General features: G+C 70.7%; 24 protein-coding genes and 1 pseudogene. 15 read left to right on the forward strand and 10 right to left on the reverse strand.

Going from position 1 to position 26,518, the window contains the following annotated elements; all coding sequences use genetic code 11:
• From ACH4U7_RS42150 to ACH4U7_RS42160, 3 genes are all read right to left on the reverse strand, one after another.
• Complete coding sequence (locus tag ACH4U7_RS42150) at positions 1-648, reverse strand: DUF5819 family protein (RefSeq protein ID WP_398533086.1); 648 nt, start codon at positions 646-648, stop codon at positions 1-3.
• Between the two features lie 29 nt (positions 649-677).
• Positions 678-962 carry a hypothetical protein gene (locus ACH4U7_RS42155; RefSeq protein WP_398533087.1) on the reverse strand — a complete coding sequence of 95 codons (285 nt, stop codon included), beginning with the start codon at positions 960-962 and terminating at the stop codon, positions 678-680.
• Positions 963-1,105: 143 nt separating this feature from the next.
• The gene (locus ACH4U7_RS42160) at positions 1,106-1,753 is read right to left on the reverse strand and encodes a DUF5819 family protein (RefSeq protein ID WP_398533088.1); all 648 of its coding nucleotides are present in this window, start codon (positions 1,751-1,753) and stop codon (positions 1,106-1,108) included.
• A 611-nt stretch (positions 1,754-2,364) separates the two neighbouring features.
• Here ACH4U7_RS42160 and ACH4U7_RS42165 point away from each other — a divergent pair.
• The 3 genes from ACH4U7_RS42165 (at position 2,365) to ACH4U7_RS42175 (ending at position 5,004) form a co-directional block, all read left to right on the forward strand.
• Entirely contained in the window at positions 2,365-2,568 is a 204-nt protein-coding gene (locus tag ACH4U7_RS42165; protein ID WP_398533089.1) for a cold-shock protein, read from the forward strand.
• A gap of 180 nt (positions 2,569-2,748) precedes the next feature.
• Positions 2,749-4,227, forward strand: a complete 1,479-nt coding sequence (locus tag ACH4U7_RS42170) for a DEAD/DEAH box helicase (protein ID WP_398533090.1) — start codon at positions 2,749-2,751, stop codon at positions 4,225-4,227.
• Positions 4,228-4,689: 462 nt separating this feature from the next.
• Positions 4,690-5,004, forward strand: a complete 315-nt coding sequence (locus ACH4U7_RS42175) for an SCO5918 family protein (RefSeq protein WP_398533091.1) — start codon at positions 4,690-4,692, stop codon at positions 5,002-5,004.
• A gap of 125 nt (positions 5,005-5,129) precedes the next feature.
• Here the strand turns inward: ACH4U7_RS42175 and ACH4U7_RS42180 are convergent, their stop codons facing one another.
• Positions 5,130-5,504, reverse strand: coding sequence for a hypothetical protein (locus ACH4U7_RS42180; RefSeq protein WP_398533092.1), 375 nt, complete (start codon positions 5,502-5,504; stop codon positions 5,130-5,132).
• Positions 5,505-6,198: 694 nt separating this feature from the next.
• Here ACH4U7_RS42180 and ACH4U7_RS42185 point away from each other — a divergent pair.
• Positions 6,199-6,543, forward strand: a complete 345-nt coding sequence (locus ACH4U7_RS42185; RefSeq protein ID WP_398533093.1) for a MerR family transcriptional regulator — start codon at positions 6,199-6,201, stop codon at positions 6,541-6,543.
• Between the two features lie 422 nt (positions 6,544-6,965).
• On the opposite strand, the pseudogene ACH4U7_RS42190 reads toward ACH4U7_RS42185, so the two are convergent.
• From ACH4U7_RS42190 to ACH4U7_RS42210, 5 genes and pseudogenes are all read right to left on the reverse strand, one after another.
• A pseudogene (locus ACH4U7_RS42190) lies at positions 6,966-7,505 on the reverse strand (LacI family DNA-binding transcriptional regulator); the annotation flags it as partial.
• 22 nt (positions 7,506-7,527) lie between these two features.
• Positions 7,528-8,292 carry a carbohydrate ABC transporter permease gene (locus ACH4U7_RS42195; protein ID WP_398533243.1) on the reverse strand — a complete coding sequence of 255 codons (765 nt, stop codon included), beginning with the start codon at positions 8,290-8,292 and terminating at the stop codon, positions 7,528-7,530.
• 53 nt (positions 8,293-8,345) lie between these two features.
• Positions 8,346-9,326 carry a carbohydrate ABC transporter permease gene (locus ACH4U7_RS42200; protein WP_398533094.1) on the reverse strand — a complete coding sequence of 327 codons (981 nt, stop codon included), beginning with the start codon at positions 9,324-9,326 and terminating at the stop codon, positions 8,346-8,348.
• Entirely contained in the window at positions 9,323-10,615 is a 1,293-nt protein-coding gene (locus tag ACH4U7_RS42205) for an extracellular solute-binding protein (protein WP_398533095.1), read from the reverse strand. The genes ACH4U7_RS42200 and ACH4U7_RS42205 overlap by 4 nt, the downstream gene beginning before the upstream one ends.
• A gap of 207 nt (positions 10,616-10,822) precedes the next feature.
• The gene (locus ACH4U7_RS42210; protein WP_398533096.1) at positions 10,823-12,256 is read right to left on the reverse strand and encodes an MFS transporter; all 1,434 of its coding nucleotides are present in this window, start codon (positions 12,254-12,256) and stop codon (positions 10,823-10,825) included.
• Between the two features lie 102 nt (positions 12,257-12,358).
• Here ACH4U7_RS42210 and ACH4U7_RS42215 point away from each other — a divergent pair, with 102 nt between their 5' ends.
• From ACH4U7_RS42215 to ACH4U7_RS42255, 9 genes are all read left to right on the forward strand, one after another.
• The gene (locus tag ACH4U7_RS42215) at positions 12,359-13,450 is read left to right on the forward strand and encodes a LysR family transcriptional regulator (RefSeq protein ID WP_398533097.1); all 1,092 of its coding nucleotides are present in this window, start codon (positions 12,359-12,361) and stop codon (positions 13,448-13,450) included.
• Between the two features lie 114 nt (positions 13,451-13,564).
• On the forward strand, positions 13,565-14,959 hold the full coding sequence (locus tag ACH4U7_RS42220) for a nitrate/nitrite transporter (protein WP_398533098.1): 1,395 nt from the start codon (positions 13,565-13,567) through the stop codon (positions 14,957-14,959).
• A gap of 304 nt (positions 14,960-15,263) precedes the next feature.
• A complete protein-coding gene (locus tag ACH4U7_RS42225) occupies positions 15,264-16,460 on the forward strand; it encodes a uroporphyrinogen-III synthase (protein WP_398533099.1) in 1,197 nt (398 codons plus the stop codon).
• 161 nt (positions 16,461-16,621) lie between these two features.
• Positions 16,622-17,212 carry a CGNR zinc finger domain-containing protein gene (locus tag ACH4U7_RS42230; RefSeq protein WP_398533100.1) on the forward strand — a complete coding sequence of 197 codons (591 nt, stop codon included), beginning with the start codon at positions 16,622-16,624 and terminating at the stop codon, positions 17,210-17,212.
• Positions 17,213-17,426: 214 nt separating this feature from the next.
• Positions 17,427-17,915: a sigma-70 family RNA polymerase sigma factor gene (locus ACH4U7_RS42235; protein WP_055414278.1), complete on the forward strand. Its 489-nt coding sequence runs from the start codon at positions 17,427-17,429 to the stop codon at positions 17,913-17,915.
• Positions 17,912-18,682, forward strand: a complete 771-nt coding sequence (locus ACH4U7_RS42240; RefSeq protein ID WP_398533101.1) for a zf-HC2 domain-containing protein — start codon at positions 17,912-17,914, stop codon at positions 18,680-18,682. Before ACH4U7_RS42235 ends, ACH4U7_RS42240 begins: the two co-directional genes overlap by 4 nt.
• Positions 18,683-18,924: 242 nt before the next feature.
• The gene (locus ACH4U7_RS42245; protein ID WP_398533244.1) at positions 18,925-21,264 is read left to right on the forward strand and encodes a HelD family protein; all 2,340 of its coding nucleotides are present in this window, start codon (positions 18,925-18,927) and stop codon (positions 21,262-21,264) included.
• A gap of 450 nt (positions 21,265-21,714) precedes the next feature.
• Positions 21,715-23,145 (forward strand): NAD-dependent malic enzyme, encoded by a 1,431-nt coding sequence (locus tag ACH4U7_RS42250; RefSeq protein WP_398533102.1) that lies wholly within the window; start codon positions 21,715-21,717, stop codon positions 23,143-23,145.
• Between the two features lie 264 nt (positions 23,146-23,409).
• Positions 23,410-23,691: an HU family DNA-binding protein gene (locus ACH4U7_RS42255; RefSeq protein WP_014179130.1), complete on the forward strand. Its 282-nt coding sequence runs from the start codon at positions 23,410-23,412 to the stop codon at positions 23,689-23,691.
• Between the two features lie 215 nt (positions 23,692-23,906).
• On the opposite strand, the gene murA is transcribed toward ACH4U7_RS42255, so the two are convergent.
• On the reverse strand, positions 23,907-25,250 hold the full coding sequence (gene murA, locus ACH4U7_RS42260; RefSeq protein WP_398533103.1) for a UDP-N-acetylglucosamine 1-carboxyvinyltransferase: 1,344 nt from the start codon (positions 25,248-25,250) through the stop codon (positions 23,907-23,909).
• 239 nt (positions 25,251-25,489) lie between these two features.
• Between murA and ACH4U7_RS42265 the strand changes: the two genes are divergently transcribed.
• Together ACH4U7_RS42265 and ACH4U7_RS42270 are read left to right on the forward strand one after the other, a co-directional pair.
• Positions 25,490-26,095 (forward strand): YqgE/AlgH family protein, encoded by a 606-nt coding sequence (locus ACH4U7_RS42265; protein ID WP_089512461.1) that lies wholly within the window; start codon positions 25,490-25,492, stop codon positions 26,093-26,095.
• 109 nt (positions 26,096-26,204) lie between these two features.
• Positions 26,205-26,498 carry a DUF3039 domain-containing protein gene (locus ACH4U7_RS42270; protein WP_089512320.1) on the forward strand — a complete coding sequence of 98 codons (294 nt, stop codon included), beginning with the start codon at positions 26,205-26,207 and terminating at the stop codon, positions 26,496-26,498.
• Positions 26,499-26,518: the final 20 nt, after the last annotated feature.

Consider the following 26,518-nt stretch of genomic DNA (forward strand, 5'->3'; position numbering starts at 1 on the left):
TCAGAGCCCTTGATAATCCTTGCTCTGTACCCGCCACCAGGGCAGCACCTTGGTCGCGGGTCGGTTGGTGGTGGTGGTCGGGGAAGCCCAGTGCGGCGGTGGCACGGGGTCGAACCGGAGCCGCAGCTGCAAGCCGGTGATCTGCCGCCCGCGCTGCCGAGGCACGAGGCGTTGCAGAGCGGTGCGCTTCAGGTTCGCGGCCATCAGCCGGGCCTGCCGGGGGTGCCCGGTCAGCCGGTCGTGCCAGAGCGTGTAGTAGTCCCAGGCGTAGAGGAGAAGGTCCTGGTCCGCGCGGCTGGGCAGCAGATTGCTCCGGAGGGCGGCGACGTCGGGGGCCGTGAGGTCGGTCCAGCCGCCCGTGTGTCGGGCACCTGTGCCGTTCACCGTCCTCACCCGGGCCTCGATCTCTGTGTTCGTCTGCGGTGGTTCCGGGGCGAACAACTTCCAGTTCTGCTCCAGCTCCGGGTGGATGTGGTCGGCGATCCACTGCGGATAGTGCCTGCTGAGCGAGTTCGGCGGCGCGACGCTCAGCGAGACCGCTGCCAGGTGCCACGCGGCGGCGCCGATCAGCGCGGTGCCGAAGGCGACGAGCACGGCCATCGAGGAACGGGACCACGCCACCGGGGCGCGGTTGTCCTGCTGCTTCACCCTGCTCCCTGAAATCTCTGCTCGCTGCTTCAGACCGGCTTCGGCACCGGGACGGGCCCGGGCTTGCCTCCTACGGGCGAGGGAACGCTGCTGCGGCTGTCGCAGTCGTTGCGCTGGAGCCCCTCGTCGGAGTTGACGTTGGCGCAACGTGAGCCGACACCGCTGGTGGGGTCGTGGGTGGGGAAGGGGGAGAAGACGGTGCCCGCTCCGGAGAAGGGCCACCGGTATGTCTCGGCGTGACTGGCGACGCCTCCGTACGCCAGCGCTCCTACGGCTACGACGAGTGCACCCAGCACACGGAAGTACTTCTTCATTGGACAGCCTCTTGTCGGGAAAGGGGGAGTTCTGCCGTCGTAGCCTCCACTTGGCAGGCGGCCAGGCGGGGGATCGACACCTGAGGGGGCGGTGCGTTCGCCCGGACGGCGGTACGGGGCCGGTCGCGTGGCTCCCTGGCGGCTCACAACCGCTCGTGGTCCCGGTCCCGCACCGGCCACCAGGGAAGTACCCGGTAGTCGGGGCGGCGAGCCGTGACCGGCCCCCTGTCCCACGGCGGCGGTGGCACCTGGTCGGTCCGGCACCGGACCTGTAGGCCGGTGATCTGCTCTCCCTTGTACCGCCCCATCAGGCGTTGCAGCACCGCCCGTTTGAGATGCGTGGTCGACAGCCGGCCTTCCGAGCCCAAGGGCTTTTCGTGCGGGGTGTGCCACACCTGGTAGAAGGACCATGCCATCGGAAGGACGTCCTCGTACGCGTGGCTCGGCAGCGTGCCCCTCATCGCCGCCAGGTCGGAGGCGCTGAGGTCCAGCCACCGTCCCGTTCGGGCAGGGCCCTCGCCTCCGGTCGTCCGTACGCGGGCCTGGACCCGGATGGTCTCCTGGGGCGGATCGGGTGCGAAAAGCTTCCAGTTCTGGTCCAGCTCGGGATCGACGTAACTGCTGACCAGCGGTGCGTAGCGGTGGCTGACGTGGTTCGGGGGCACGGTGGCCAGGATCACCGCGGCAAAGTGCCAGCCCACAGCACCGAGCAGGACGGCTCCGAACACCACCAGCGCGGCCAGGGACGAACGATGCCGTACCGCCGGGGCACGGTCGGACTGCTGCACCACGATGCTCCTCGCCGTCTCCCACACCAGTGGACATGCTGCGCCGGTAGCTTTCCCGCGATGGGCACGGTCGGCCGGGCGACACGTCCCCAGTCGCCCGGATTGCTCCGATTGGAGCAGTGCGGGTGATGATATGGCCGACCGCGGGGTGGCCGGGCAAATGGCGAGGGCTGTCAGCCGACCGAAGGGCCCTTGTCGCCTCGTGATCGCCGCCGCCCCCGGCCACTGACCGTGACTCCGGGTGTTGGTGAGTGCGCATCAGCGCCCGTCTCGGCGCGTTCGTCGGGATCTCGTCCGCCGATGACGACAGCGGCCGCGTGCAAGCCGTCGAAGGAGGTCACAGCGCTGTGAGCGGAAACGCTCGAGGGCAACACCGCACCCCGGAAAACAATATCTGTGGTCGCGGGGTAAGAAATGGACACGGCGCGCGAGAAATATTCCTGAGGCGGCAGGCGGCGTGGAATTGTTCACCGCGCAGGGTCGATGGTGACGTGCTACTGTCGGCATCAGTTGCAGGTGTGGTTGCCAGAAGATTTTTTCGACGGCTGATCATCACGGCGACACGGAATCCGCACAGTGCGTATTCCTGATACCGCCTCCGAAGGAGAAATCAAATGGCTACTGGCACTGTGAAGTGGTTCAACGCGGAAAAGGGCTTCGGCTTCATCGAGCAGGACGGCGGCGGCGCCGACGTCTTCGCCCACTACTCGAACATCGCCGCCCAGGGCTTCCGCGAGCTGCGGGAAGGCCAGAAGGTGTCGTTCGACATCGCGCAGGGCCAGAAGGGCCCGACGGCCGAGAACATCGTTCCCGCCTGACGCACCGGCACTGACGCATACTTCGCCGTTGGGGCCCGCACCTTGGGGTGCGGGCCCCAACTGGCTTTATTTTGAGGGTGATTCAACCCTGCCATTTCCGGCTCGTTCTCGCGATTCTCTGCGCCGCTCGGTTTGCTGCGGAAATTCCTTGATACGTGCCCACGTCGAGGAAGGTCCCGTATGAACCGCACCCGCACCACTCGCACATATGACCGCTTCGGAGGAAGCGCTGCCGCAGGCCGCTCCGGCGTTCCGCGCCGTTCCAACGGTTACGGAAGCCGACAGGCCGCGCAGGGCGAGTTCGCGCTGCCGAAGGCGGTCAGGCCCGCGTTGCCCGCTGTCGAGTCGTTCGCCGATCTCGTCATGCCGGCGCCGTTGCTGACCACGCTCGGCCAGGAAGGCCTGACCGTACCGTTCCCGATCCAGGCGGCGACCCTGCCGAACTCCCTGACCGGCCGTGACGTACTCGGTCGCGGCCGCACCGGGTCGGGCAAGACCCTCGCCTTCGGCCTCGCGGTACTGGCCCGTACGGCGGGTCGGCGCGCCGAGCCGCGCCGGCCACTGGCGCTGGTCCTCGTCCCCACCCGTGAACTGGCCCAGCAGGTCACCGACGCGCTCGCTCCCTACGCCCGCTCCGTGAGACTGCGGCTCGCCACCGTCGTCGGCGGAATGTCCATCGGCAGGCAGGCCGGGGCGCTGCGCGCCGGCGCGGAGGTGGTCGTCGCGACGCCTGGTCGGCTCAAGGACCTCATCGACCGGGGCGACTGCCGCCTCGTCGACGTTGGCATCACGGTTCTCGACGAGGCCGACCAGATGACCGACATGGGCTTCATGCCCCAGGTCACCGCCCTGCTCGACCAGGTGCGCCCCGAGGGGCAGCGGATGCTCTTCTCGGCCACCCTGGACCGCAACGTCGACCTGCTGGTCCGCCGCTACCTGACCGACCCGGTGGTCCACTCCGTCGACCCGTCGGCCGGTGCCGTCACCACGATGGAGCACCACGTACTCCACGTGCACGACGCGGACAAGCACCGCACGACCACTGAAATCGCGGCCCGGGACGGCCGGGTCATCATGTTCCTGGACACCAAGCACGCCGTGGACCGGCTGGCCAAGCACCTGCTGAACAGCGGTGTCCGCGCCGCGGCCCTGCACGGTGGCAGGTCGCAGCCGCAGCGCACCCGGACCCTGGCGCAGTTCAAGGACGGTCACGTCACGGTCCTGGTGGCCACCAACGTCGCGGCCCGTGGCATCCACGTCGACAGCCTCGACCTGGTCGTCAACGTGGATCCGCCCAGCGACCACAAGGATTACCTGCACCGTGGCGGTCGTACGGCCCGCGCCGGCGAGTCCGGCAGCGTCGTCACCCTCGTGACCCCCAGCCAGCGCCGAGCCATGAGTCGGCTGATGGCTTCGGCCGGAATTACCCCGCACATCACCCCGGTCCGCTCGGGCGAGGCGGAGCTGAGCCGCATCACAGGTGCCCAGGCGCCCTCCGGCGTCCCGGTGGTCATCGCCGTGCCGGTCGTGGAACGCCCCCGCCGCGCGTCTTCACCCTCCGGAGACCGCCGGGGCCGCACCGGCAAGGGCGGCCGACCAGTCGGCGTGGGGGTGCGCCGCAGGGCACAGCGGAGGCCCGGCAACGACTCGGCTGCCTAGGCCCGGCGCGGTCCCCGGGGCCACCGTGGTCTCCCTGGAACCACCGTGGTCTCCCTGGGGCCGCAATGGCCGCCAAGCCGACCAACCCTTACCGCAGGAGGCACCCTTGACGCCGACTCAGACGCAGTACCGCATGCCGGACCCCGCCCCCGTGACCGTGGTCGACGACATCGAAGCGTACGGGCCTCGGGTTTGTGACGACATGACCGTCGAGGTGGCTCTGGCCGTCATGGCGGGTGCCCGTGTCGAGTACCTGACCGTGTGCGACAGGGACGACCAGAGCACGGGCTTGATCACCCTGGTCCGGCTCACCGTTCTCCGCGACAGTTCCACGTACACGGACCGGATCCGTCTGCGGGACGTCCTCGGCGGATCGCTGCCCTCGCCCTCTTCCACCGATCCGCCCCGCCCGTCGGACAGCCCGTTCTCCTTTTCTCCGCGACTTCTCTCCTGTGAGGCATCATGCGCTGTGTCATCGCCCGGTATCCGTTCGACCTGACCAAGGCCGGGGTGCTGGCCTCGATGAAGGGCGTCAGGCCCGAGCTCGTCACAGGTGAGTCCGTGACCATCGGCCGCCGCCGCTACCCCGTCATGCAGGTGGGCCAGGTCATCACGCGACAGGACCGCCGTGACTTCACCGTCGGCGAAGTCACCCGGGCCTTGGCGCGCCTCGGCTTCACCTGCCACGACCGCCCCGAGGCCGCGCCCGTGGGCGTGGGCACTCCGCTCGGGACCGCGTCGGCACTGTTCGGCGGCACCGGTTCCGTGGGCGTATGAGGACGGGCGGGAAACCGCCTTCAGGATCTTGGTGGGGCCCTGCCGACGCGCGTCGGCAGGGCCCCACCGCTGTGTCGTCGTCCGCTCGGGAACTCCTGGCCGGGCAACGGGGCAAAGACGGCGCCTCACCGGTCGAAGTAGCTGAGATCGCCCACGGTCCATGCGCTGACGTCCTTGATCGCGACTCGGTACATGCCGCCCGTCTCCGGGATCCCGAGGCTGCCCTGCAGGATCCGGGCGAGATGAAAGTGCAGATGCGTGGGAGCCTCGCCGCGACCGGGCCGGTTCTCTCGCGGGCCGCGGGCGAAGACGTCGGAGAACGGGCCGAGACGGTCCGAGTCCTCGAGGACCTCCGCCACCCGCTCCCTCCACACGGCCTCGGGAGCCAGCCGACCGGTGATGACAGCACCACCGACGACGACGGTCAGCGACATCTGATTGCTTCGTTCGGACTCCACCGCGGCGGAGATGGCGACGAGCAGCTCATCAGTGTTCGACATGGCAGCACAGCTTATTCAGCCGACTGCCCCTGAACCGCCCCGCGGGGCGTGAAGTGGTTGCGCGGGCGACAGAAGGCGGCTCCCGATCGAGCGGTGAGGGCCGATCCGCCGCCGCATCGCCGCGCACGACGACCTGCGCGAGTCATTGCCGCAGGTGGCAAAGTTCTTCCTCCCCCGGAAAGGTGAAATCTACTCTTGGCAGAGTAGACATTCGTTTCCGGCATGGTTACGCTTCATCTCGTAGACACGGTCGAATGAGACCCGCCAGACACGAACTGGCGGGTGGCTGAACACGAAGTTCGCAGGTCAGTGCGGCTCTCGAGCCTCGAAGCCAAGGTTGTTCCCAGAACGGTGACGGGACTGAGAGCCGCACTGGGCGGCTCGCATGTCGAGGAGCCGCCAACAGCAGTACCGATTCGCACAGTGGTTGGTTCGGAGAGGAACGGAGGAGCAGACGCCATCAGGATCGCCCGGTCCGAGAAGCACTCGGCCCGGGTACCGCAAGACCCCGGAATGGATGGTGGTCCCCGGTCACGCAGCTGCGATCCCCCGCTTCCTCCCCCTCTGCCGGGCCGAGGTAGCGGAAACAGAAGGTCGGCACAGCAGTAGGGCCGACAGATGGTGTTGAATTCCCTTCGGGGCCCTGGTGCCGTACGGCACCAGGGCCCCTCGACGCGTTGCACAGCGAGGTGACATGACAGCGGATAACCCTCTTAGTGATCGTCTGGACGACGACGACTACCCCGCGTACACGATGGGCCGGGCAGCCGAGATGCTCGGCACCACCCCAGGCTTCCTCCGAGCCATCGGTGAGGCTCGTCTGATCACCCCGCTCCGCTCGGAGGGAGGACATCGCCGGTACTCCCGCTACCAACTGCGGATCGCCGCTCGCGCCCGCGAGCTCGTCGACAGGGGGACCCCGATCGAGGCTGCCTGCCGCATCGTCATCCTTGAGGACCAGCTCGAGGAAGCTCAGCGCATCAACGCCGAGTACCGCCGTGCCGCGAGCGAGGCGGCGGACAGTTCCGGTTCCGGCTGATCACGCGGGCGCGAGCCGTATCCGGAACGCCTTGTTGCGGCCGAACGAGAACGCGGCCCGGAAGTCCCGCCGGCCGGGGCGAGGACAGTGTCGGTGTCGTAGTCGGCCCAGGTCTTGAGCCGGTCGGCGTATGCCTGCTGGAACATCGGGTGGAAGCCCTGGCCGAAGAGCACCCGCAGGGGCGGGTTGTCGTAGTAGACGATCTTGAGGAGTGCCTGGGCGCGGCGGCCGGGTCGCCGAGACAGCGGCGACCGGATCCCCGTGACAGCGCGCCTATGTGACGCGCGCCATACACAGGGGCCGGCGGCCAGTCGTATGTGCGGTCAGCTGACCGCGGGGCCCTCGTCGCGTTGGGGGGCTCGGGGGGCGGGGATGGGCCTTGCCATGAGCAGGGCGACGCACCGCTCGGCGAGATCGCCGGGCTCGGGCGGGCCGAGTAGGGCCCCGAGCCGGCCGTCGCCGGGGTTGCCGGGGTCGGGGAGGCCGACGCAGACCGGCCCGGCCGGGCCCGTGGCGCCGCTCAGGGAGCCGACGAGGACGCAGGGCCGCCCCAGCCCGCGCAGCAGCGGCAGGGGGGCGTCGTGCGGACGGGCGGCCACGATGATGATGCCGTCCGCCATCGCGCTGTCCGCGACGCGGCGCAGCCCCTCCTCACCCTCCTCCTGGGTGAGCAGCAGAACGTCGTGGTCGTGCCGCCGGGCGGCGGTGACGACGTGGGCGGCGAACCGCATCGCGGCCGTGACGTCGCCGCCCTCGCGCAGCGGGGTCACCAGCGCCAGGACCCGGGTGCGGCTGCTGGCCAGGGCGCGGGCTCCGGCGTGTGGGCGGTAGCCGAGTTCGCGGATGCTGGTGTGGACCCGCCGCCGGGTGGCCTCGGAGATCGGCCGCTTGCCGCTCAGCGCATAGCTGACGGTGCTGGGCGAGACCCCGGCGTGCCTGGCCACATCCGTGATCCTGACCATGGAGCCCCCTCCTTGGCGGGGTTCATTTGACGGCGCCCACGGCGATGCCGCGGGCCAGCGTCCGCTGGAAGATCAGGAAGAACAGGAACGCGGGCAGAACACCGAGCAGGGCGGCCGCGTTGGTCATGGTGGCATCCATCAGCCGCTGGCCCTGGAGGACGCCGAGGGCCACCGACACCGTCTGGTTGTCGTTGGAGATCAGCATGACCAGGGGCAGCAGAAACTCGTTCCAGGTCCAGATGAAGAAGAAGACCAGCAGCACCCCGATCGTGGGCCGGCTGACCGGCACCACGACCCGCCACAGCACCTGCCACTTGTTCGCACCGTCGATCCTGGCCGCCTCGATGACCTCCTTGGGAAAGGCGCCGAGGACGGAGGAGAGCAGATAGGTGCCGAAGGCGGACTGGATGACGGTGAAGACGAGGATGACGCTGAGCCGGGTGTCGTACAGGCCCACCTCCTTCAACAGGTAGTAGATGGGGTAGACCAGCGCCTCCTGCGGCAGCATGTTCGCCAGTACGAAGAAGGCCAGCACCCAGGGGCGGCCCTTGATCCGGCCGATGCCGATCGCGTACGCGTTGAGCACCGACAGCACCACCGCGAACACCGCCACCGAGCCGGAGATCAGCACCGAGTTGAGCAGCTTCTGGCCGAAGTCCACCCGTTCCCAGAAGTCCTTCAACCCGTCGAGATACAGCCCGTCGGGCAGGCTCAGCGGTCCGTGGGCGGAGTACTCGGTGGGTGACTTGACCGCGTTGAGCGCGACGATGACGAACGGCGCCACCATGAAGAGGGCCGCCACGACCAGCGCGGCCAGTACCGGGTATCGCGTGACGGCCTTCACCGGTCCTGGTCCTCCGCCCGGGTCTGCAGGCTTAAGCCCACGAGGGCCAGCGCCAGGATGAGTACGGTCAGCACGGTCGACACCGCGGAGCCGTAGCCGACCTGCGTCTTCTCGAAGAAGCTCTGGAAGGAGAAGTACGAGGGCACATTGGTGGCCCCGCCGGGTCCGCCCTTGGTCAGTACGTAGACGGCGCCGAAGACCTTGAGCGCGGCGATGGTGCACCACAGCAGCACGACGTAGATCTCCGGGCGGATCTGCGGCAGCGTCACATGCCACAGCCGCCGCCACCAGGAGGCCCCGTCCAGCTCGGCGGCCTCGTGCAGGGCCGGGTCGGCGCGCTGCATTCCGGCCATGAAGACCACCAGCGGAAAGCCGAGCTGGACCCACACCATCACGCCCATCACGCTGTAGAGCGCGAGATCCGGGTCGCCCAGCCAGTCGTGCCGGAGGGAGCCGAGGCCGACCGCGTCCAGCAGCTCGTTCAGGGCGCCGTTGTCGGGGGCGAGGATCCAGCTCCATACGATGCCGGCCACCGCGATCGGCAGCACCTGCGGCAGATAGAAGCACGCGCGCAGCACGGTCGCGACGCGGGTGCCGATGTGCTTGGCGATGTAGTCGAAGAGCGCGGCGGCCAGGACCAGGCCGAGGGCGGTGGGGATCACCGCCATCGCCAGGACCATCGCGAGGCTGTGCCGGAAGGACTCCCAGAAGGCGGAGTCGTCGAGCAGTGTGCGGTAGTTGTCGAGCCCGGCCCAGGAGGGGGTGCCGACGCCCTGCCAGTGGGTGAAGCTCAGCCCTGTGTTCATCAGGAACGGGACGACGATGACGACGAGGAAGGCGAGGGCGCCGGGGATCAGGAAGAGCGCGTACGGGTACTCGCGGGGCGGCCGCCCCGCGCCTTTCGTGGTTGCGGCGGGGTTTGTGGTTCCGGCTGTTCTCGCGCCATCAGCGGATTTCACGCTTTCGGCGGGTTTCATGTCTTCGGTGCGCCAGAGTCGTACGCTGTCTTCAGCGCGTCCAGATAGTCGTCGGGATCCGTGCTGTCGTTGATCAGCTTCTGCGTCTCGGAGACGAGGGTGTCGTAGAAGCCGGAGACCGGCCAGTCCGGGTAGAAGGCGAGCCCGTCGTCCTTGGCGAGCTTGTCGAAGTTCTCGATCAGGCTCTTGGACTGCGGGTCGGTGATCGCCGAGGAATCGGCGGCCACGGGTACGCCGCCCTTGTTGCCGAGGACGTTCTGGATGCCCTTCTTCATCGTGATGTCGATGAAGTCATAGGCGAGCTTCTTGTTCTTGGCGCCCTTGGGGACCACCCACAGATTGCCGCCGGAGCCGAGCGTCAGCTTGGAGCCGGGCCACAGGAAGGTGCCCCACTGGTCCTTCATCTCCGACTTGAAGCGGCCGAACCACCAGCTGCCGGAGAAGAACATCGGATACTTGCCCGAGATGAACGCCGTCCCCGCGTCCTCGGCCTTGGCGCCGCTGGTGCTCTTGGCGATATAGCCCTTCTTCACCCAGTCGGCGAAGGTCTCGGCGCCGTATGTCCAGGCCGCGTCATGGAAGTTGGGCTTGCCCTTGTAGAGCTCGTACGAGTCCACCCAGGAGCGGTCCGCTTTGCTGAGCGCCAGTTGGTAGACGTACTGGTGGGCGGGGTATTCGGCGCCCGCGTTCGCCAGCGGGGTGACGCCCTTGGAGGTGAAGGTGTCCAGGGCGGCGGTGAATTCCTCGAAGGTGGACGGGACCTTCACCTTGTACTTGTCGAAGAGGTCCTTGTTGTAGAAGACCATCGTGTACTCGGCGTAATTGGGCACCCCGTACCAGTTGCCGGAGCCCATCACGCCCTGCGCGTCGTACCGGCTGGTGGTCTGCACCCCGGCGCTCAGCGGTTTGTCCCAGCCGCGCTTGGTGACTTCGGGCGTGAGATCGGTGAGCAGGCCCTGCTTGGCGGCCAGACCGGCCGTGGCGTTGCCCTTGTTGTACTCCAGGACGTCCGGGGCGTCGTTGGAGTTGAGCACCATCGAGGCCGTCTTCTGGATCTGTTCGAAGCCCTTCTCCTCGAACTTCACTGTGACGCCCGGGTGGCTCTTCTTGAACTCCTCGATCGCCTGCTTCCAGGCCGCGCCCATCGCGCCGTTCGGGGCCTCGTAGTGCCAGAGCTTGAGCGTCTTGCCGTCGCTGTCCCCGCTGTCCGAGCCGCACCCGGTGAGCGCCGCGGCTCCCACCAGGGCGGCGGCCAGGAGGGCTGCCGTCCGTTTCCGTGCCTTCAACATCCGCTGCCTCCGGGAGGGTTGGAGGGGTCACGCACGATCGTCGAAGCGCTTCGATGGAGGAAGGTAAGGGGGTCCTATGGGTACGTCAATGGCGTTGACAAAATGACTGGGTGTATCTGGGCTGTCGTCTTCCGAGCCGGTCGGGATCCGTACGAACCGTATTGGCCGCGTGTCACCCCCACGCAACGCGAAAACGCATGCGCGGCGTCAGGCCCCGCCTGGCGACCGCCGCAGCCGCCCCGCGCCCCCCGCCGCGGCCAGCAGGGCCAGCGCCGCCGCCGTCGCGGGGGCCGTGTAGCCCGCGGTTGGGCCGAGGTGGTCGACCGTCCAGCCGGCTGCCGCCGCGCCCGCCGAGATGCCGATGAGGAGGCCGGTGTACGCGGTGGTCATGCCCTCGTTGAGGCGGGCGGGCGGGGTCAGCCGGTGGACGAGGGTCATGCCGCTGATCATCGTCGGGGCGGTCGCCATGCCCGCGACGAACAGCAGCGGTGCCAGCGTCGCCAGCCCAGTCGCCGTCAGCAGGGGGAGGATGGCCACGGCCATGGCCGCCACCCCCGCCAGGAAGCGCGTCACCGCCGACCCGCGCATCGGCAGCGCGCCGAAGACCAGGCCCGCCGCGCAGGAACCGGCCGCCTGCAGCGCGAGGACCGCGCTGCTCGCCGAGCCGTGGCCGTACGACTCCACGGCCGCGACCGTCGCGACCTCCATCGAGCCGAAGACCGCGCCGGTCGCCAGGAAGGTGATGACCACGATCCGCAGGCCCGGCGAGCGCAGCGGCGATCCGGCCGCAGTGTCCGTACGCGGCTGCGGCGGGGGTTCGGTGCGGCGCTGCGCCGCGAAGAGCAGGGTGCCGACGACCAGCAGCACCGCCGCCGTCGCCAGCCCCGCCTCCGGGAACACCGCCGTGCACAGCACCATCGCGAGCGCCGGACCGGCCATGAAGCAGACCTCGTCGACGACCTGCTCGAAGGAGTTGGCGGTGTGCCGTGCGGCCGCGTCGTCGCGGTGGACGTCCGCCCAGCGGGCGCGCGTCATCGAGCCGAGGCTGGGTACGCCCGAGGAGCCCGCCGCGCAGACGAACAGCGCCCACGCGGGCGCCCCGTAGTGGACGCACAGCAGTGTCGCCGTGGCCCCCAGCGCGAACACGGCGACCGCCGGAACCGCGACCCGCGCCTGCCCGTGGCAGTCCACGAGCCGGCCCAGCAGCGGCCCGGTCGCGGCCGTCACTGCGAGGCCGGTGGCCGAGACCGCGCCCGCCAGGGCGTACGAGTCCCGGACGGTGGCGATCATGACCACCATGCTGACCCCCAGCATCGCCCCCGCCACCCGCCCCGCGAGCGCGGCGAGCGTGAACGCGAGCGCCCCGGGCGCGGCGAACAGCCGACGGTAGGGCGCGAGGAACGGGCGGCGGGGCGGGCGGCGGCCGGGGCCGCGATCATCCGTTATTTGTTGTGCGGGAGCGGGCGTGCCGTCCACGGTGCGGGGCGCCGGGCCGGGGCCGGAAGCGGCACCCGTGCCGCGCGGTCGGCCGAGCGCGGTGTCCGTCGTGGTACGGGGCGTGGGGGCGGCGCCGCGCGCCGCGCCGCTCTGCGGACGGCGGACAGTCGGGACCACGGGCCGGGAGGCGAGGAAGAGGATCACCGTTCTACGGTCGTGGGCGGGCCCGCGGCCGGTCCAACACCTGATGCGCGGCCATTCACGCACCCGTGTTGTAAATCCCGTGCATGCGGTTGACTGCACCGTATGCCCCAGGACATCGAGCCGCGCCTGCTGCGTGCCTTCGTCGCCGTCGCCGACGAGCTGCACTTCACCCGCGCCGCCGCGCGGCTGTACGTCGCCCAGCAGGCGCTCAGCCGTGACATCCGGCGGCTGGAGCGCGAGCTGGGCGTGGAGTTGTTCCTGCGGACGACCCGCCAGGTGGCGCTGACCGCCGAGGCGGAGCGGCTGTTGCCCTACGCGCGGCGGGTGTTGGCGGCGCAGGAGGAGCTGGTTGCCGCGTTCGGGGGTGGTGGAGCAGGGACAGAAAGGCCGTTGGTCGTGGATATCAGTGCGCCGATGTCCACCGGGAACGAGGTGCTGGCCGAGGCGCGCGGGCGGATAGCGCCCGAGGGGGAGCTCGTGGCGCACTTCCACAGTGGGCTGACCGGGGCCGCCGCCGAACTGCTCGCGGGGCGGCTGGATGTGTCGTTCGGGCGGGTCGGCGGGCTCGACCCGGCCGTGCTCGCACGCCTGGACCACCAACTGGTCCGCTACGAGCGGATGGCCGTGGTGCTGCGCGAGGACCACCCGCTCGCCCGGCTCCCCGAGGTCCCGCTGGACGCGCTCGCGGGGGAGACGCTGTACGCGGCGGCGGGCAACGCCGCCACCGCGGAGTGGACGGATCTGGCCGCGCAGCTGTTCGCGGGGCGCGGCATCGTCATGGCCGAGCCGTTTCCGCAGATCGAGGGCGCCGAGGAGTTCACCCGGGTGGTGGCCAAGCGGCGCTGGTCGGTGCTGGCGAGCACGGTGTTCATCTCGATGCCCGGCACCGTGCTCCGGCCGCTGACCGGCCCCGTGCCGCTGTCGCCCGTCTCCATGGTCTGGCGGCGCGGGCTGCGCCACCCGGGTCTGGACGCCCTGCGGGCGGCCGCGGCGGCGCTCGGGGCGGCCGGGGGCTGGCTCGACGCCCCGCCCGGCAGCTGGCTGCCGAGCCCGGAAGCAGCGGCGGAGGCGGCGGAGGCGGCGGAGGTCGTCAAGTCAGCGGGCGTGACCAAAGTTACACGCGGGGCGGAGGCGGCCGGGATCGCCGAGCCGGCCCAGGTCGAAACCCTCACCGCGCCCCGCGCTCCCGGGTGAGAGCAAGGTTTCGTCGGTGTCACGTGCCGCCACAGCCCGGAAATCCATCATTTCTACGGTCGTCGGACAGCGAAACTGCGCACCAGGGCTACACCCGACAACTGTGGAGGCGTGATGACCGCTCCGACCACCACCCCCGCACGCAGGGGGGGCCACTGGATAGAACAGTGGGACCCGGAGGACGAGACCTTCTGGAACGAGAAGGGCGAGAAGATCGCCACCCGCAACCTTGCGTTCTCCATCCTCTCCGAGCACATCGGCTTCTCCATCTGGAGCCTGTGGTCGGTGATGGTCCTGTTCATGGGGCCGGAGTACGGGGTGGACCCGGCCGGGAAGTTCTTCCTGGTCGCGATGCCCACCCTGGTCGGCGGGATCCTGCGCGTTCCCTACACCTTCGCCGTCGCCCGCTTCGGCGGCCGTAACTGGACGATCGTCAGCGCGCTGCTGCTGCTGGTGCCGACCGTCGTCGCCGCCGTGGTGATGAAGCCCGGCACCTCGTACACCACCTTCATGGTCGTCGCGGCGCTCACCGGCGTCGGCGGCGGAAACTTCGCCTCCTCCATGACGAATATCAACTCCTTCTACCCGCTGCGGAAGAAGGGCTGGGCGCTCGGCCTCAACGCGGGCGGCGGCAACATCGGCGTACCGGTCATCCAGCTGATCGGCCTGCTGATCATCGGCACGGCCGGCGCGGCCCATCCGCGTGTGGTGCTCGGCGTCTACATCCCGCTGATCGTGGTCGCCGCGCTGCTCGCGGCCCTGTTCATGGACAACCTGGCGCCGGTACGGAACGACACGGGCGCGGTGAAGGAGGCGGCCAGGGACGCACACACCTGGATCATGTCGTTGCTGTACATCGGCACCTTCGGGTCGTTCATCGGCTACAGCTTCGCCTTCGGGCTCGTCCTGCAGAACCAGTTCGACCGCACCCCGCTGCAGGCCGCCTCGCTCACCTTCATCGGCCCGCTGCTCGGCTCCCTCATCCGCCCCATCGGCGGCCGTCTCGCCGACAGCTACGGCGGCGCGCGGATCACGCTGTGGAACTTCGCCGCCATGTCCGTCGCGGCCGTGGTGGTCGTCTACGCCTCCGCGGAGAAGTCCCTGGCCGTCTTCCTCGTCGGCTTCATCGCCCTGTTCGTCTTCAGTGGGCTCGGCAACGGCTCGACGTTCAAGATGATCCCCGGCATCTTCCAGGCCAAGGCGGCCGCGCGGGGCCTTACGGGCGAGGCGGCCGCGACGTACGGGCGGCGGCTGTCGGGCGCCTCGATGGGGCTGATCGGCGCGGTGGGCGCGCTGGGCGGGCTCGGCATCAACCTGGCCTTCCGCCAGTCCTTCCTGAACGCGCACACCGGGACCCCGGCGTTCGTGTCCTTCCTGGCCTTCTACGCCCTGTGCTCCGCCGTGACCTGGGCCGTATACCTCCGCGGCGCCCGGCCGGCCGGCCGCATCGCCGCGGCGGGGGCGGCTGAGCCGCATGGCGCGCGGCAGGCCGCGTACGCGGACGTCTGAGCCGAGCCGCCGAGGCGGAAACGGCCCTGGACGGGGCCGGTCGGCCGGGGAGCGTACGGCGCACAGGGCGCGCGCTCCCCGGCCGTACGCTCCGTTACACCCGGGAAACCTCCGCGAACCGTGACCGTCACCGGGGGGCCACAGGATGGCCGCCGAGATGAGGTCGCGGAGGGCGCCCATACAACAGCGGATCGGGACGAGAACCATGCACCGAGACCACAACGCCGCGACCACGGCCTCGACGGAGTCAAGGGGAGCGAAAGAGCCGGAGGAGTCGAAGGGGACAGGGGCATCCGGCCTGGCCATGCCCGGGTCCACGCCTACGCCTGCCGCCCCCGCCGCCACCACCGGCCCCGCCACCCCCGCGCCCGCCCCCATCGGGCCGCTCGCCGGGTTCACCGTCGGCGTCACCGCCGCCCGCCGCGCCGACGAGCTCGCCGCGCTGCTGCGGCGGCGGGGCGCGGCCGTCATGCACGCGCCCGCGCTGCGCATCGTGCCGCTCGCCGACGACGCGGAACTGCTCACCGCCACCAAGCAGCTGCTCGACCACGCCCCCGACTTGGTGATCGCGACCACCGCCATCGGCTTCCGCGGCTGGGTCGAGGCCGCCGACGGATGGGGCCTCGGGGACTCGCTGCTGGCCCGGCTGCGCGGCGCCCGGCTGCTGGCGCGCGGGCCCAAGGTGCGGGGCGCGATCCGGGCCGCCGGGCTGACCGAGGAGTGGTACCCGGCGTCCGAGTCGCTGGCCGAAGTGCTCGACCGGCTGCTGGAGGAGGGGGTCGACGGCAGCCGGATCGCGGTGCAGCTGCACGGCGAGCCGCTGCCCGGCTTCGTCGAGTCGCTGCGCGCGGCGGGCGCGGAGGTGGTCGGCGTACCGGTGTACCGGTGGATGCCGCCCGAGGACATCGGCCCCGTGGACCGCCTCCTCGACGCGACCGTCGCCCGCGCCCTGGACGCGCTCACCTTCACCAGCGCCCCGGCCGCCGCGAGCCTGCTGGACCGGGCCGAGCGGCGTGGCATGCGCGACGAGCTGGTGGACGCGCTGCGCCATGATGTGCTGCCCGCCTGCGTCGGGCCGGTCACCGCGCTGCCGCTCGAGGCCCATGACATCCCCACCAGCCAGCCCGAACGCTTCCGCCTCGGCCCGCTCGTACAGCTGCTGACCCATGAACTGCCGGGCCGGGTACGGCCGTTGCCGGTCGCCGGGCGCCGCCTGGAGATCCGTGGCCACGCGGTCCTGGTGGACGGCGAGCTGCGCGCCGTACCGCCGGCCGGTATGGCGCTGCTGCGCGCCCTGGCCCGCCGCCCGGGCTGGGTCGTCGCCCGCGCCGACCTGCTGCGCTCCCTGCCGGGCGCGGGGCGCGACGAGCACGCCGTCGAGACGGCCATGGCCCGCCTCCGTACGGCCCTCGGCGCCCCGAAGCTCATCCAGACGGTCGTCAAGCGCGGCTACCGGCTGGCGCTGGATCCGGTCGCGGACACCAAATACGCCGACGTATGACCGGCTACTGATCGGCCGCTGACCGGCCGCCGGGGCCGAACTCCCTTGTCTTCATGGGGTGATGGGCGGGTCCGCGGGGTTCCGGGCTCGGGCCGGGACGGGCACTCTGGGACTGCGTGCATGTCCATGTGACCGCTCAGCCCCGAAGGAGTGACAGGAACATGGCGTCGGCGTCGGCCTACGACCTGCGGTTCGACTCCGGGCGGCTCTGTCTGGACCTGGTGGCCACGGTCGGCGGGCGGCTGAGCGAGGCGCCGGTCGAGCGGCTGGACGGGGTGGACCGGCTGAAGGCGTGGCTCGTCGACGCCGGTCTGGTGCCCCGCGGCACCGCCCTCGACATCGTCGACGGCGCCTGGCTCGCCCGCTTCCGCGCCGCCCGCGATCTGCTCCACCGCATCGTGCACAACGAGGTCGAGGGCCGCGCCGCGGGCGCCGACCTGGAGCGGGTGAACGCCCTGGCCGCCACCGCCCCGCCCGCCGTACGGGCCGTACGCGCCGCCGACGGCGCCCTCGTGCGCAGGCTCGCCACCGTGCCCGACTGCGGCGCGCTGCTGGCGCAGGTGGCGCGGGACGCAGTGGAACTGCTCACCGACCCGGTGGCGCGCGGGCAGCTGCGGCAGTGCGAGGGGGAGACCTGCTCGCTGGTCTACCTCGACACCTCGCGCGGTCGCCGCCGCCGCTGGTGCTCCAGCGAGGTCTGCGGCAACCGCGAGCGCGTGGCCCGGCACCGCCGCCGCGTCACCCGGGCCTGACCGAAGCAGCTGCCCGAGCCATCTGATGCCGCGTCAGCCCAGGTCAGACTAGCGGACATACGCGCGACAAGAATGCTGTATAGCGCAATTGAGCACACCTCGCGGCGTTTTTGTTGAACCTGGAAGTGTAACCGCACGTACCCCCTCGACCGCGCGGTGGAGATTACGCAAAGATGCTCCCGTGACCGAGAGGACGACACCGGACGACGCGCTCATGCGCGCGCTCTATGAAGAGCACGCGGGCCCGCTTCTCGCCTTCGTCCTGCGCCTGGTCGCGGGCGACCGGCACCGGGCGGAGGACGTGGTCCAGGAGACGCTCCTGCGGGCCTGGCGCAACGCTGACCAACTGCGGACCACCGGCGGATCGCTGCGCCCCTGGCTGGTGACCGTGGCCCGGCGCATCGTCATCGACGGTCACCGCGGCCGCCGGGCCCGCCCCCAGGAAGTGGACGCCGCACCGCTGCACGCCGTGCCCGCCGCCGACGAAATCGACCGGGCGCTGCGCATGATGACGATCTCCGACGCGCTCGCCGATCTCACCGATGCGCATAGGGAGGCGCTGGTCGAGACATACTTCAAGGGGCGTACGGTGAACGAAGCGGCTGAGGTGCTGCGCGTACCGCCCGGGACCGTCCGGTCCCGGGTCTTTTACGCGCTGCGTGCCCTGCGGCTCTCGCTGGAGGAACGGGGGGTTACGGCATGATGCCGGCAGCGGAGGATCAGCAGCACACCGCCGTCGGCGCTTACGCCCTCGGCGTCCTGGACCCGGCGGAAGCCGCCCGCTTCGAGGAGCATCTGCTCGGCTGCGACCGATGCGGCGCGGAGCTGGATCAGCTGATGGGCATCCCGCCGCTGCTGGCCGAGTTCGCCACCTCCGACGACGGCCGGACCGTACTGGACCCCGCCACCATCACCGCACGCCCCGGACCCGAACTGCTCGGCCGGCTGATGGACGACGTCGCCACCAGCCGCCGCGGGCGCCGCAAGCGCCGGCTGTACCTGGTGGCCGCGGCCGCCGCCCTGATCATCGGCGGTCCGTTCGCCGGTGCCGCGCTGACCTCCGGCGACGGCGATGGTGGCGGCGGGGGTGACGGCAAGGTGGTGGCCAGCCCCGCGAAGGCGGCGTTCGACCAGGGCCAGAAGACCGGCTCGGTCGACCCCACCACCAAGGTCGACGCCACCGTCTCGCTGCAGGCGAAGGGCTGGGGTACGTCGGTGGCCCTCAAGCTCGGCAATGTGAAGGGCCCGAAGGCCTGTGACCTGGTCGCCATCGGCAAGGACGGCCATGAGGAGACCATCACCACCTGGGCGGTGCCCAGCACCGGCTACGGCATCAAGGACGGCGACGCGTCCCGCTGGAGCAAGGACCCGCTGTTCGCCCTGGGCGGCGCGGCCATGAACCCCGACGAGATCGACCGCTTCGAGGTCCGCACCCTGGACGGCCAGCGGCTGGCGGTCGTGAAGGTCTAGGCGCTGCACGAAGGTCTGGCCGGTGAAGGTCTGGAGCGTGTTGTGAAGGTGTACGGTTGACGGCTGCCCTACGCACACAGAAGGGGGCTTGGGTGGCCGCGCACAACGCCACGCACGCGAGCCGGAAGGCGAGACCGGACGGGGCCGGCGAAGCCGGGAAACCCGGCGGAGCTGAGAAAAGAGACGCCGGGCCGCGGGACGCGCGAAAGCAGGACGCCGTGGACGGGATCCGCGAGCGGGAGATGCGGATCGAGCAGGCGCATCTGGACCGCGTGTACCGCCGCCTCGAGGAGAAGATCCACGAGGCGGAGTTCCTGATGAACGACGCCGCCAAACACGTCCAGGTCGGCACGCCCGGTGCGCTCGCAGAGCGGGACGCCCAGGTCTTCCGGGCCGGGGTGCACCTCAACCGGCTCAACAGCGAGTTCGAGGACTTCCTCTTCGGCCGCATCGACCTGCTGCTCGGCAAGGACGGCGAGCGCGGCCCGGACGGCGCGTACACCTCCATCGAGCCCGCCGACGACGCGATCCGCCCCGGCGAGGACGGCGAGGACGGCGGCGGCCGCGCGGAGATCGCCGAGACGCTGCACATCGGCCGCATCGGCGTCCTGGACGCCGAATACGCCCCGCTGGTCATCGACTGGCGCGCGCCCGCGGCCGCGCCCTTCTACCGCTCCACCCCCGTCGCCCCCGGCCGGGTCGTGCGCCGCCGGGTCATCCGCAGCAAGGGGCGCCGGGTGCTCGGCGTCGAGGACGATCTGCTGCGCCCCGAGCTGACCGCCACCCTGGACGGGGCGGAGCTGCCGGTCGTCGGCGACGGCGCGCTGATGGCGGCGCTCGGCCAGGCCCGCGGCCACACCATGCGCGACATCGTCGCCTCCATCCAGGCCGAACAGGACCTGGTGATCCGCGCGCCCGCCGCCTCCGTCACCGAGGTGGAGGGCGGCCCGGGCACCGGCAAGACCGCGGTCGCGCTGCACCGCGCCGCGTATCTGCTCTACCAGGACCGGCGCCGGTACGCGGGCGGGATCCTGATCGTCAGCCCCACCCCGCTGCTGGTCGCCTACACCGAGGGCGTGCTGCCCTCGCTCGGCGAGGAGGGGCAGGTCGCGATCCGCGCCGTCGGATCGCTGGTGGACGGCGCCGAGGCCACCACGTACGACGAGCCGGCCGTGGCCCGCGTCAAGGGCTCCTCGCGGATGACGCGGGTGCTGCGCAAGGCCGCCCGCGGCGCCCTGGAGCTGCCCGCGGGCCCCGGCCGGGCGGCCGGGCCGCCGGAGCGGCTGCGCGTCGTGGCGTTCGGCGCGCGGATCGAGCTGGACGCCGAGGAGCTGCGCCGGATCCGGCAGGCCGCCCTGGGCGGCACCGCGCCCGTCAACCTGCTGCGCCCGCGCGCCCGCCGGCTGCTGCTGGACGCGCTGTGGGCCAAGTCTGCGATGTCTGGGGATGCCCGCCGCTACACCGACCCCGAGCTGGCCGCCGAGGCGCGCGAGGGGTTCGACGAGGACATCTCCACCGAGGACGACTTCCTCGGCTTCCTGGACGCCTGGTGGCCCGAGCTGACCCCGCGCGCCGTACTGGCCGCGATGGCCGACGAGAAGCGGCTGGCCCGCTGGTCGCGGCGGGAGCTGAACCAGCGCGACGCGCGCCGGCTGGCCCGCTCGCTGACCCGCCTGGGGGCGGACGGCAAGGGCCCGCTGTCGGTGCACGACGTGGCGCTGCTGGACGAGCTGTACACCGTCCTGGGCGCCCCGGCCCGGCCCGCCAAGCCCCGCGAGGCCGATCCGCTCGACCAGCTGACCGGGCTCGAGGAGCTGACGACCTTCGCCGACCGCTCCGCGCCCCGCCGCACCCGCGCGGACCGGCTGGAGCAGGAGCGCGTGGACTACGCCCATGTGATCGTCGACGAGGCGCAGGACCTGACCCCGATGCAGTGGCGGATGATCGGGCGGCGCGGCCGTCACGCCACCTGGACGGTGGTCGGGGACCCGGCGCAGAGCTCCTGGTCGGATCCGGAGGAGGCGGCCGAGGCCCGCACCGAGGCGCTGGGCAGCCGCCCGCGCCGCCGCTTCACGCTGACCGTGAACTACCGCAACCCGGCGGAGATCGCCGAGCTCGCCGCCAAGGTCCTCGCGCTCGCGATGCCCGGCGCCCGGGCGCCCGAGGCGGTCCGCTCCACGGGCCTGGTGCCGCGCTTCGCGCCGCTGCCGGACGGAAGCGGCGGGTCGGCCGACAGGGGTGCGGGAGACCTGGCGGCGCGGGTGCGCGAGGAGGCGGGGCGGCTGCTGGACGAGGTGGACGGCACGGTCGGCGTGGTCGTCGCCATGCGGCGGCGGGCCGCGGCGCGCCGCTGGCTGGAAGGGCTCGGCGACCGGGTGGTGGCGCTGGGCAGCCTGGAGGCCAAGGGCCTGGAGTACGACGCGACGGTCGTGGTCTCGCCGGCCGAGATCGCCGACGAGTCCCCGGCGGGGCTGCGGGTGCTGTACGTGGCGCTGACGCGCGCGACGCAGCGGCTGACCGTGGTGCCGGGGGAGCGGGACGACCCGGATGAGCACGGCGTCCCCGATCTGCTGCGGGACTGATGAGGGGCTGAGGCAGGGACTGAGGTACGGACTGAGGTAGGGACTGATGAGGGGCTGAGGCAGGGACTGATGAGGGGCTGAGAAATCAACCCGTGGGGGAGGAATCACTTCCGGGGATGGTTTGTTAGCCTTGCTGATGGCACCGGCCCGATCCAAGCCCCCGGGCCCAACCTTCGTCGCTTCGAGCGACCACTTGCCGCGAGGCGAGCATGGCGGGTCGGTGCCACCTAAGACTTTCAAGAGGTCCGCGTCAGCTGTTGGGGACGTGGGCCTCTTCTGCGCATCTCGGCGGATTCGCGGGGCTGAACAATATCTCCGAAACTCGAGCCCGGTTACCCGGTACCCGAAGGTAGGTGTAACCATCTGAAGACCACCGTCCGAGGGCAGACCGGCGAACCACCACCGCGGCCCGGGACAACCTGGAACAAGGGAAAGCAGAGGAAGTCGGCCATGGCAACGGCGCCCAGCGTCTCGTACTCGATGACGGTCCGGCTGGAGGTCCCCGCGAGCGGCACTGCGGTCAGCCAGCTCACCACGGCCGTGGAGTCCTCCGGCGGCTCGGTCACCGGCCTCGACGTGACCGCTTCCGGCCACGAGAAGCTGCGGATCGACGTCACCATCGCCGCGACGTCCACCGCGCACGCCGACGAGATCGTCGAGAAGCTGCGCGGTATCGAGGGCGTCTCGCTCGGCAAGGTCTCCGACCGTACGTTCCTGATGCACCTCGGCGGCAAGATCGAGATGTCGTCGAAGCACCCGATCCGCAACCGTGACGACCTGTCCATGGTCTACACCCCGGGCGTCGCCCGCGTCTGCCAGGCCATCGCCGAGAACCCCGAGGACGCCCGCCGGCTGACCATCAAACGCAACAGCGTCGCGGTGGTCACCGACGGCTCCGCGGTCCTGGGCCTGGGCAATATCGGCCCCAAGGCCGCGCTGCCCGTCATGGAGGGCAAGGCGGCCCTCTTCAAGCGTTTCGCGGGCATCGACGCCTGGCCGCTCTGCCTGGACACCCAGGACAGCGATGCCATTGTCGAGATCGTCAAGGCCATCGCCCCCGGCTTCGCGGGCATCAACCTGGAGGACATCTCCGCCCCCCGCTGCTTCGAGATCGAGGCGCGGCTGCGCGAGGCCCTGGACATCCCGGTCTTCCACGACGACCAGCACGGCACCGCCATCGTGGTGCTCGCCGCCCTGACCAACGCGCTGCGTGTGGTCAACAAGAAGATCGGCGATGTGCGGGTGGTCATGTCCGGCGCGGGCGCGGCCGGCACCGCCATCCTCAAGCTGCTGATCGCCGCGGGTGTGCGGCACGCGGTGGTCGCGGACATCCACGGCGTGGTGCACGCCGGGCGTGACGACCTGGCCGGCGTGAACGGCAACTCCGACACGACCGCGCTGCGCTGGATCGCCGACAACACCAACCCCGAGGGCGTCACCGGCACCCTCAAGGAGGCCGTGCGCGGCGCCGACGTCTTCATCGGCGTCTCCGCCCCGAACGTGCTGTCCGGCGACGACGTGGCCGCCATGGCCGACGGCGCGATCGTCTTCGCGCTGGCCAACCCCGACCCCGAGGTCGACCCGGCGATCGCCCGCCAGACCGCCGCCGTGGTCGCCACCGGCCGCTCCGACTTCCCGAACCAGATCAACAACGTGCTGGTCTTCCCGGGTGTCTTCCGCGGCCTGCTGGACGCGCAGTCGCGTACTGTGAACGACGACATGATGCTGGCCGCGGCCCGGGCGCTCGCGGATGTCGTCCACGACGACGAGCTGAACGCCAACTACATCATTCCGAGCGTCTTCAACGACAAGGTCGCGGGCGCGGTGGCCGGCGCGGTACGGGTCGCCGCCAAGGCTGTGACCGGTACCACGGCGGTCTAGGCCGGGCTCGGCGCGTCGTACGGCGCGTCGCATGGCGTTCAGCCGATCGGGCCCCCATAGGGTGTCGGGCAGAAACGGCCGCCACGGCGCTTTTCGCGCGACTCACCAGGGCACCGGATTGGCTTTCCCGCCACAGGTGGGGGCAGGATGCGTTCCGGGCGCGAGGGTCTGAACAGCAGACCCGGGTCCGGGGACTGTCCGAGGGCCCTGGCAGCATCGGCTTCGATCTCACGCCTAATGGCAAGATGAACACGGGAGTACAACATGAACCGCAGTGAGCTGGTGGCCGCTCTGTCGGAGCGCGCCGAGGTGACCCGAAAGGACGCCGACGCCGTTCTGGCCGCCCTCGCCGAGGTGACCGGAGAGATCGTCGCCAAGGGCGACGAGAAGGTCACCATCCCCGGCTTCCTCACCTTCGAGCGCACCCACCGTGCCGCTCGCACCGCGCGTAACCCGCAGACCGGTGAGCCGATCGAGATCCCGGCCGGCTACAGCGTGAAGGTCTCCGCGGGCTCCAAGCTCAAGGAAGCCGCCAAGGGCAAGTAAGGCCCCATACGAAGGGGCGGCCACCTCATCGGAGGGTGGTCGCCCCTTTCGGCGTTCCTACGGCCTCTGGAGGCCCTTCCCGGGCCCTTAGGAGGCTTGGGAGGCGCCCTCGGCGCCGGGGAGCTCGACCTTGGCGCCAAGGTCGCCCAGCTTGCTCATGCTGTGTCTACCCGGGGGATAACCCCCGGACCCCCAGCCGGGGGCGCCGACGTGGCTCAGGCGGTTTTTTCTGCGCCGGGGAGCTCGACCTTGGCGCCAAGGTCGCCCAGCTTGCTCATGAAGTTCTCGTATCCGCGGTTGATCAGATCGATGCCGTGGACCCGGGACGTGCCCTGGGCCGCCAGGGCCGCGATCAGGTACGAGAAGCCGCCGCGCAGGTCGGGGATGACCAGGTCGGCGCCCTGGAGCTTGGTCGGGCCCGACACGACCGCCGAGTGCAGGAAGTTCCGCTGGCCGAAGCGGCAGGCGGAGCCGCCCAGGCATTCGCGGTAGAGCTGGATGTGCGCGCCCATCTGGTTGAGCGCGGAGGTGAAGCCCAGGCGCGACTCGTAGACCGTCTCGTGGACGATGGACAGCCCGGAGGCCTGGGTGAGGGCCACGACCAGGGGCTGCTGCCAGTCGGTCTGGAAGCCGGGGTGGACGTCCGTCTCCAGGGCGATGGCGTTGAGCTTGCTGCCCGGGTGCCAGAACCGTATTCCCTCGTCGTCGATGTCGAAGGCACCGCCGACCTTGCGGTAGGTGTTGAGGAAGGTCATCATCTCGCGCTGGCTGGCGCCGCGTACGTAGATGCTGCCCTCGGTCGCGAGCGCCGCGCTCGCCCAGGAGGCGGCCTCCAGGCGGTCCGGCAGGGCACGGTGGTTGTAGCCGCCGAGCTTGTCGACGCCGGTGATCCGGATCGTACGGTCGGTGTCCATGGAGATGATCGCGCCCATTTTCTGCAGGACGCAGATCAGGTCCTCGATCTCCGGTTCGACGGCCGCGTTGGAGAGCTCCGTCACACCCTCGGCGAGCACCGCCGTCAGCAGCACCTGCTCGGTGGAGCCGACCGACGGGTACGGCAGGCGGATCTTGGCGCCGCGCAGCCGGTGCGGGGCCTCCAGGTACTGGCCGTCCGCCCGCTTCTCGATCGTGGCGCCGAACTGGCGCAGCACGTCGAAGTGGAAGTCGATCGGCCGACCGCCGATGTCGCAGCCGCCCAGACCCGGGATGAACGCGTGGCCGAGGCGGTGCAGCAGCGGGCCGCAGAAGAGGATCGGGATGCGCGAGGAGCCGGCGTGCGCGTCGATGTCGGCGACGTTCGCGCTCTCCACGTGGGTCGGGTCCAGCACCAGCTCGCCGGCCTCGTCACCCGGCCGAACCGTGACGCCGTGCAGCTGCAGCAGGCCGCGCACCACCCGCACATCGCGGATGTCGGGGACGTTGCGCAGCCGGCTCGGCCCACTGCCGAGCAGCGCGGCGACCATGGCCTTCGGCACGAGGTTCTTCGCGCCTCGGACACGGATCTCGCCTTCGAGCGGGGTGCCGCCATGGACGAGCAGGACATCGTTCGAGCGGGTCATCTGGTCTCGCGTTCCTGGGACGGTCGGGGGGCAAGAGAAAAGAGTAATAGCCGTGGAGAGCACCGCTGTGTGACCGACGTACCCACCGAACGGACATGAATGTGTCACAACACGTTCGGTTCAGAGCAGAAAGCGTACGGTTACGTGCGCCGTTCCTGCTGTCGTACGCCCCGACCTGCTCTCACATGGGACTCGTCTTCCACTCCCCCTCCGGGGCGAACATGCGGGATCATGTGTCCATGACCGAGGTGTCCTCGCTCACAGGACGGCTGCTTGTCGCGACACCGGCGCTGGCGGACCCGAACTTCGACCGTGCGGTGGTGCTCCTCCTCGACCACGACGAGGAGGGGTCGCTGGGCGTCGTGCTCAACCGCCCGACCCCGGTGGGGGTCGGCGACATCCTGGAGTCCTGGGCCGCGCTGGCCGGGGAGCCGGGGGTGGTGTTCCAGGGCGGCCCGGTGTCGCTGGACTCCGCGCTGGGGGTCGCCGTGGTCCCCGGCGAGGCCGGAAGAGCCGCCGAGGCCGGAAGGGTCTCCTCGCGGACCGAGGACGGCCCGCTCGGCTGGCGCCGGGTGCACGGCGCGATCGGGCTGGTCGACCTGGAGGCGCCGCCCGAACTGCTGGCCGCCGCGGTCGGCTCGCTGCGGATCTTCGCGGGCTACGCCGGGTGGGGGCCCGGACAGCTGGAGGACGAGCTCTCCGAGGGCGCCTGGTACGTCGTGGAGTCCGAGCCGGGCGATGTCTCCTCGCCCGCCCCGGAGCGGTTGTGGCGGGCGGTGCTGCGTCGCCAGCGCAGCGAGCTGGCGATGGTCGCCACGTACCCGGACGATCCCTCGCTCAACTAGGGCCAGTGCCCAACTGGAGGCAGTGTTTGCCGGGTGGCGGCGACACCGGGCGACGCCGCGGGAGGCGCTGATCCGTCGTTCGCTCGGCGCGTGAGTACCCTAGGGCTGTATGAGCACTCTTGAGCCCGAGCGCGGGGCAGGCACGGGGACCCTCGTTGAGCCGACACCTCAGGTGTCGCACGGTGACGGCGACCACGAGCGCTATGCCCATTACGTACAGAAGGACAAGATCATGGAGAGCGCGCTCTCCGGATCTCCGGTGGTCGCACTCTGCGGCAAGGTCTGGGTCCCGGGCCGCGACCCGAAGAAGTACCCGGTCTGCCCGATGTGCAAGGAGATCTTCGACGGCATGGGAGCCGGCGGCGACAAGGACAAGGGCAAGGACGGCGGCGGCAAGAAGTAGCCCCGCCGCCCCGGCCCCAC

The sequence above is a fragment of the Streptomyces sp. NPDC020845 genome (assembly GCF_044334165.1).
Taxonomy (GTDB): Bacteria; Actinomycetota; Actinomycetes; order Streptomycetales; family Streptomycetaceae; genus Streptomyces.

What these genes read in the sequence shown, in the direction of transcription:
- ACH4U7_RS42155 (WP_398533087.1), bottom strand. Translation starts at nt 962, where the DNA reads ATGAAGAAGTACTTCCGTGTGCTGGGTGCACTCGTCGTAGCCGTAGGA.
- ACH4U7_RS42245 (WP_398533244.1), top strand. Translation starts at nt 18,925, where the DNA reads ATGCGGATCGAGCAGGCGCATCTGGACCGCGTGTACCGCCGCCTCGAG.
- ACH4U7_RS42195 (WP_398533243.1), bottom strand. Translation starts at nt 8,292, where the DNA reads ATGGTGGCGCCGTTCGTCATCGTCGCGCTCAACGCGGTCAAGTCACCC.
- ACH4U7_RS42240 (WP_398533101.1), top strand. Translation starts at nt 17,912, where the DNA reads ATGATGCCGGCAGCGGAGGATCAGCAGCACACCGCCGTCGGCGCTTAC.
- ACH4U7_RS42265 (WP_089512461.1), top strand. Translation starts at nt 25,490, where the DNA reads ATGACCGAGGTGTCCTCGCTCACAGGACGGCTGCTTGTCGCGACACCG.
- murA (WP_398533103.1), bottom strand. Translation starts at nt 25,250, where the DNA reads ATGACCCGCTCGAACGATGTCCTGCTCGTCCATGGCGGCACCCCGCTC.
- ACH4U7_RS42220 (WP_398533098.1), top strand. Translation starts at nt 13,565, where the DNA reads ATGACCGCTCCGACCACCACCCCCGCACGCAGGGGGGGCCACTGGATA.
- ACH4U7_RS42255 (WP_014179130.1), top strand. Translation starts at nt 23,410, where the DNA reads ATGAACCGCAGTGAGCTGGTGGCCGCTCTGTCGGAGCGCGCCGAGGTG.
- ACH4U7_RS42235 (WP_055414278.1), top strand. Translation starts at nt 17,427, where the DNA reads ATGCGCGCGCTCTATGAAGAGCACGCGGGCCCGCTTCTCGCCTTCGTC.
- ACH4U7_RS42175 (WP_398533091.1), top strand. Translation starts at nt 4,690, where the DNA reads ATGCGCTGTGTCATCGCCCGGTATCCGTTCGACCTGACCAAGGCCGGG.
- ACH4U7_RS42230 (WP_398533100.1), top strand. Translation starts at nt 16,622, where the DNA reads ATGGCGTCGGCGTCGGCCTACGACCTGCGGTTCGACTCCGGGCGGCTC.
- ACH4U7_RS42205 (WP_398533095.1), bottom strand. Translation starts at nt 10,615, where the DNA reads ATGTTGAAGGCACGGAAACGGACGGCAGCCCTCCTGGCCGCCGCCCTG.
- ACH4U7_RS42200 (WP_398533094.1), bottom strand. Translation starts at nt 9,326, where the DNA reads ATGAAACCCGCCGAAAGCGTGAAATCCGCTGATGGCGCGAGAACAGCC.
- ACH4U7_RS42180 (WP_398533092.1), bottom strand. Translation starts at nt 5,504, where the DNA reads ATGTCGAACACTGATGAGCTGCTCGTCGCCATCTCCGCCGCGGTGGAG.
- ACH4U7_RS42270 (WP_089512320.1), top strand. Translation starts at nt 26,205, where the DNA reads ATGAGCACTCTTGAGCCCGAGCGCGGGGCAGGCACGGGGACCCTCGTT.
- ACH4U7_RS42215 (WP_398533097.1), top strand. Translation starts at nt 12,359, where the DNA reads ATGCCCCAGGACATCGAGCCGCGCCTGCTGCGTGCCTTCGTCGCCGTC.
- ACH4U7_RS42225 (WP_398533099.1), top strand. Translation starts at nt 15,264, where the DNA reads ATGCCCGGGTCCACGCCTACGCCTGCCGCCCCCGCCGCCACCACCGGC.
- ACH4U7_RS42250 (WP_398533102.1), top strand. Translation starts at nt 21,715, where the DNA reads ATGGCAACGGCGCCCAGCGTCTCGTACTCGATGACGGTCCGGCTGGAG.
- ACH4U7_RS42170 (WP_398533090.1), top strand. Translation starts at nt 2,749, where the DNA reads ATGAACCGCACCCGCACCACTCGCACATATGACCGCTTCGGAGGAAGC.
- ACH4U7_RS42185 (WP_398533093.1), top strand. Translation starts at nt 6,199, where the DNA reads ATGACAGCGGATAACCCTCTTAGTGATCGTCTGGACGACGACGACTAC.
- ACH4U7_RS42165 (WP_398533089.1), top strand. Translation starts at nt 2,365, where the DNA reads ATGGCTACTGGCACTGTGAAGTGGTTCAACGCGGAAAAGGGCTTCGGC.